The organism is Streptomyces odonnellii, assembly GCF_000981895.1.
GTDB lineage: Bacteria > Actinomycetota > Actinomycetes > Streptomycetales > Streptomycetaceae > Streptomyces > Streptomyces odonnellii.
The window spans coordinates 1-5,094 of sequence record NZ_LATD01000413.1; the positions used below are offsets into that span (position 1 = coordinate 1).

The following is a 5,094-nucleotide window of genomic DNA, read 5'->3' on the forward strand; positions in this document are numbered from 1 at the left end:
GGTGGGGCGTATCGGGGGCAGCCGCGCCGACCGCGTCCGGCGCGCCCAGTGCCGCCGGCTGGGGGTGTGAGCCCGGCCAGGGGCCCGCCGCTTCCGCGCGTTCGGCTCTTCGGCGGCAGCGGGGGCAGTCGTCGACATGACGGACGAGTTCGCGCCGGAGGGCGGCGGAGAGACGTACCTCGCTGTCGCCGGTGAGACGGGCGACCGAGGGACAGTCGCCGGTTGCGACCACCGCGAGTGCCGCGCGGGTGCGCTCGACCTCGCAGGCGGCGGAGGAGAGCAGTTCGCGGGCGGCCGTCGGCCGCATGGACAGTACGGTGGCGACCTCGCGCGCGCCGAGCCGGTGCCGTACCGCCAGTTCCAGGACCTCCCGCTGCTCCGGGCTCGTACCGGCGGCCTCGGGCCAGGCCAGCAGGGCGAGTTCGCGCCGACGGCGTGCGGCGGTCCCGGGCGCGGCCTCGGCCGCCGGGGCGGGCTCCGGCGCGCGCTGGCCCGAATGCGCCCCCGGGCGCTCGCGGCGCCGTTCCGCGAGCGTGCGCAGGCACGCCCAGCGGGCCAGCGCGTACAGCCACACCTTGCGCTCCCCCGCGTCCGAAGGGCACCGGCCGTGCTGCCGCTCGGAGAGCGACAGGACCGTGCCGAGCGCCTCCGTCGCCGCGTCGTGGTCGCAGAGCACGGAGAGGCAGTACGTGAACAGGCCGTCCAGATGGGGCTCGTACCGCTCGTACCGCGCGGACGGGCGCCGCGCCGCCGAACGGACCGCCCGACGGGGCGCGCGATGTGCGCCGGTGGTGTGCGAGAAGGAATCGGAGCTACTGCTCATCACCCGGCGACGGTAGACAGCGCGGCCCGCGCCCTTCACACCCCTTGAGCACATTTAATCCATTCGGGTGAATGCATCGCTCATAAGGGGACACAAAATGTGCACACCCGGGGCGGCATGCCACGACGGGCGTCGGAGGGGGCCGACGGCTCCGGCTGGTGTTGGCCGAGGCTCTGGCCGTGCTGTCGGTGGGGCCCTATACGGTGACGCCATGGCTGCCCGTACGAAGACCGCCAAGGACCGGCCGTCCTACCGCTGTACCGAATGCGGCTGGACGACCGCCAAATGGCTCGGCCGCTGCCCCGAATGCCAGGCCTGGGGCACGGTCGAGGAGTACGGCGCGCCCGCGGTACGGACCACCTCGGCCGGCCGCGTCTCCACCGCCGCGCTCCCGATCGGCGAGGTGGACGTCCGTACGGCCACCGCGCGCTCCACCGGGGTGGCCGAGCTGGACCGGGTGCTCGGCGGCGGGCTGGTCCCCGGCGCCGTCGTGCTGCTCGCGGGCGAGCCGGGCGTGGGCAAGTCCACGCTGCTGCTCGATGTCGCGGCGAAGGCGGCCGACCCGGACCACCGCACCCTCTATGTGACGGGCGAGGAGTCGGCCAGCCAGGTGCGGCTGCGCGCGGACCGGATCAAGGCCATCCACGACCATCTCTATCTCGCCGCCGAGACCGATCTCTCCGCGGTCCTCGGCCATCTCGACGCGGTCAAGCCCTCGCTGCTCGTACTGGACTCCGTACAGACCGTGGCCTCGCCGGAGATCGACGGCGCGCCGGGCGGAATGGCCCAGGTCCGAGAGGTCGCGGGCGCGCTCATCCGGGCCTCCAAGGAGCGCGGTATGGCCACCCTCCTGGTGGGCCATGTCACCAAGGACGGCGCTATCGCGGGCCCGAGGCTGCTCGAACATCTGGTGGATGTGGTGCTGTCGTTCGAGGGCGACCGGCACGCCCGGCTGCGGCTGGTGCGGGGGGTCAAGAACCGCTTCGGGGCCACCGACGAGGTCGGCTGTTTCGAACTGCACGACGAGGGGATCACCGGGCTCACCGATCCGTCGGGCCTCTTCCTCACCCGGCGCGACGAGCCCGTACCTGGCACCTGCCTCACCGTCACCCTCGAAGGCCGCCGCCCGCTCGTCGCCGAGGTGCAGGCGCTGACCGTCGACTCGCAGATCCCCTCGCCCCGGCGCACCACCTCGGGCCTGGAGACCTCGCGGGTCTCGATGATGCTCGCCGTGCTGGAGCAGCGCGGCCGGATCAGCGCGCTCGGCAAGCGGGACATCTACAGCGCGACGGTCGGCGGGGTGAAGCTCTCCGAGCCCGCCGCCGATCTGGCGATCGCCCTCGCCCTGGCCTCCGCCGCCAGCGACACCCCGCTGCCGAAGAACCTGGTCGCGATCGGCGAAGTGGGCCTCGCGGGCGAGGTGAGACGGGTCACGGGCGTGCAGCGCAGGCTCGCGGAGGCACACCGGCTCGGCTTCACCCAGGCCCTTGTTCCGACCGATCCAGGAAAGGTCCCCGCCGGTATGAAGGTCATAGAAGTCGCCGACATGGGCGATGCTCTCAGGGTGCTGCCGCGCCGGGGTCGTGCGGACGCCCCACGGGAGGACAACGCTCGCCGGTAGACTTTGCCCTGGTCTCGCCCATCCGTACGAGCCGGAGGAGTGCAGTGGCAGCCAACGACCGGGCATCAGCACCCGGAAAGTCCGGCGCGGGCTCCGGCAACGAAGCGCTGATGCGCGCCTCCCTGAGCGCGGTCGCGCCGGGTACGGCCCTGCGCGACGGGCTGGAGCGGATCCTGCGCGGAAACACCGGCGGTCTGATCGTCCTGGGCATGGACAAGACCGTCGAATCGATGTGCACCGGCGGTTTCGTGCTGGACGTGGAGTTCACCGCGACCCGGCTGCGCGAGCTGTGCAAGCTCGACGGCGCGCTCATCCTCGACAAGGACATCACCAAGATCCTGCGGGCCGGTGTCCAGTTGGTCCCCGAGTCCTCCATCCCCACCGAGGAGACAGGCACCCGCCACCGCACCGCGGACCGCGTGTCCAAGCAGTGCGGCTTCCCGGTGGTCTCCGTGTCCCAGTCGATGCGGCTGATCGCGCTGTACGTGAACGGGGAGCGCCGGGTCCTGGAGGAGTCGGCGGCGATCCTGTCCCGGGCGAACCAGGCCCTGGCGACGCTGGAGCGCTACAAGCTCCGCCTGGACGAGGTCGCGGGCACGCTCTCCGCCCTGGAGATCGAGGACTTGGTGACGGTCCGCGATGTGACGGCCGTCGCGCAGCGGCTGGAAATGGTGCGCAGGATCGCCACGGAGATCGCGGAGTACGTGGTCGAGCTGGGCACCGACGGACGGCTTCTCTCACTCCAGCTCGACGAGTTGATCGCGGGCGTGGAGCCGGAGCGGGATCTGGTCGCGCGCGACTATGTGCCGGAGCCGACCGCGAAGCGGGCCCGTACGGTCGACGAGGCACTCGGCGAGCTGGACTCGCTGACCCACTCCGAGCTGCTCGAACTGCCCACCGTGGCGCGGGCGCTGGGGTACAGCGGGGCGCCGGAGACGCTCGATTCCGCGGTCTCGCCGCGGGGTTACCGGCTGCTGGCCAAGGTGCCGCGGCTGCCCGGCGCCATCATCGAGCGGCTGGTCGAGCACTTCGGCGGGCTGCAGAAACTGCTCGCGGCGAGTGTGGACGACCTCCAGACGGTGGACGGCGTCGGCGAGGCGCGGGCGCGCAGTGTGCGGGAGGGACTGTCGCGGCTGGCGGAGTCGTCGATCCTGGAGCGGTACGTCTAGGGTCTTTCCGGCGACCTGGCTCACCGGACGGTCCGGAGGACGGTCCGGACTGCGTCGCTGGACGCGGGACGCCGGACTGGCTGGGGTGTCGCGCGTCCGCCCTCAGTCCTTGTCCAGGCGGATGGACTGCTGGCCCAACTGCACCACGGCCCGCGATGTCTTCGCCTCGACCAGATACGTACCGGGACCCACCGCCCCCGCGGGCGGCGTGGCGCACTGCGGGGCGCTACGCACGCGGTTCCACTGAACGGTACGGGTGACGGTCTGTCCCGCCGGGACCTCGAAGTACAGCCCGCCGGTCCTCGGGCAGTCCGCGGAGGACCAGACCTGCTCGTCCTCGGCGTCGGTGACCGTCAGCACCATGGCCTTCGGCCCGAAGTCCGCCTTGCAGGTGATGTCCGAGGTGTTCTGCACGCTCAGCCGGAACGCGGGCTTCTCGCCCGGCGCGTAGGCGACCTGTGTGGTGGCGAGGCGCAGGGTCAGCGACTTGGGGGCGCAGTTGGGGAGCGAGGAGCTCGCGCCGACCAGCCGGCCGGAGGTGGTGCTGCCGTCTCCGGTGCCGCCCGTACCGGTACCGGTACCCGTACCTCCGCCGCCCGCACCGCCGTTCGCCGTGCCGCCGGTCGCGCCGCCCGTACCGGCGCCGCCGGAGCCGCCCGCGCCGCTCGTACCGGCCGCGCCGCCGGTACCCGCGCCCGCACTGCCCGTGCCGCCCGCGCCGGCGGTGGTGCCGGGTTCGCCGTTCTTGCCGTCGTCGGTGCCGGAGCCCGAACCGCTCCCCGTACCACCGGTGTTCTCGTCGGTGTCGCTCGACTCCTCGCGCCCGCCGGGCTGTTCGCTTATGGCGGGTCCGGAACCGGAGGGTCCGGGTGTGATGGACGTCGCGGGATTGGCGCCGTCGGAGACGTCGCCCTTCTTCTTGCCGTCACTGCCACCGAAGTTGACCATCCACAGGACAAGCAAGGCCAGCAGCGCGATCAGCGCCGCTGCGATGGCCCTCCGTCGCCAGTAGATGGTGGAGGGAAGCGGCCCGACCGGATTGCGCAAAGATCCCACGGCGCAAACTGTACGAGAGATCAGGGCCTGCTCCCGCCCTACATGCCGCCCGTCTTGGCAAGTTTTACGGATCATCATCCCGGAACGGCCGTCAGCAGCAACGGACTTGAGATGAATGGCACCTTTTGCACCCATCCGGGGCTCATCGGGGATGCATCAGAGACGCCTCCCCGGTCATCGAACCATCGGACCGTATGGCCATCAGACATCATTCGTAGGTTGATCACATCAACGGTGCTACAACCGGACGATCACTTCACGGACCCCCGCGGCTGAGCCACCCGGACGCGGCCGTGCGACAACCTCCGGCGCACGCTCGTCCGCTGCACCGTCAACGCTTCCTGACGTGCCAGGATCGGTGGTGCCATGACTGCTACCTCCGCGCACTCCGCGACTTCCCCCACCACACCCGCCCCCTCCATCAC

At 71.5% G+C, this 5,094-nt stretch carries 4 protein-coding genes; 2 read left to right on the plus strand and 2 right to left on the minus strand.

Annotated elements, in window-relative coordinates; translation table 11 throughout:
* Positions 1–826 (minus strand): RNA polymerase sigma factor (locus tag WH07_RS31465; RefSeq protein WP_046507686.1); only part of this gene is annotated, 826 nt, incomplete at its 3' end.
* Between the two features lie 208 nt (positions 827–1,034).
* Here WH07_RS31465 and radA point away from each other — a divergent pair.
* Both radA and disA read left to right on the plus strand, forming a co-directional pair.
* On the plus strand, positions 1,035–2,444 hold the full coding sequence (gene radA / locus WH07_RS31470) for a DNA repair protein RadA (protein ID WP_046507678.1): 1,410 nt from the start codon (positions 1,035–1,037) through the stop codon (positions 2,442–2,444).
* Between the two features lie 44 nt (positions 2,445–2,488).
* Positions 2,489–3,613 (plus strand): DNA integrity scanning diadenylate cyclase DisA, encoded by a 1,125-nt coding sequence (disA, locus tag WH07_RS31475; protein WP_046507681.1) that lies wholly within the window; start codon positions 2,489–2,491, stop codon positions 3,611–3,613.
* A gap of 102 nt (positions 3,614–3,715) precedes the next feature.
* On the opposite strand, the gene WH07_RS31480 is transcribed toward disA, so the two are convergent.
* Positions 3,716–4,669 (minus strand): hypothetical protein, encoded by a 954-nt coding sequence (locus WH07_RS31480; protein WP_063775860.1) that lies wholly within the window; start codon positions 4,667–4,669, stop codon positions 3,716–3,718.
* Positions 4,670–5,094 lie beyond the last annotated feature (425 nt).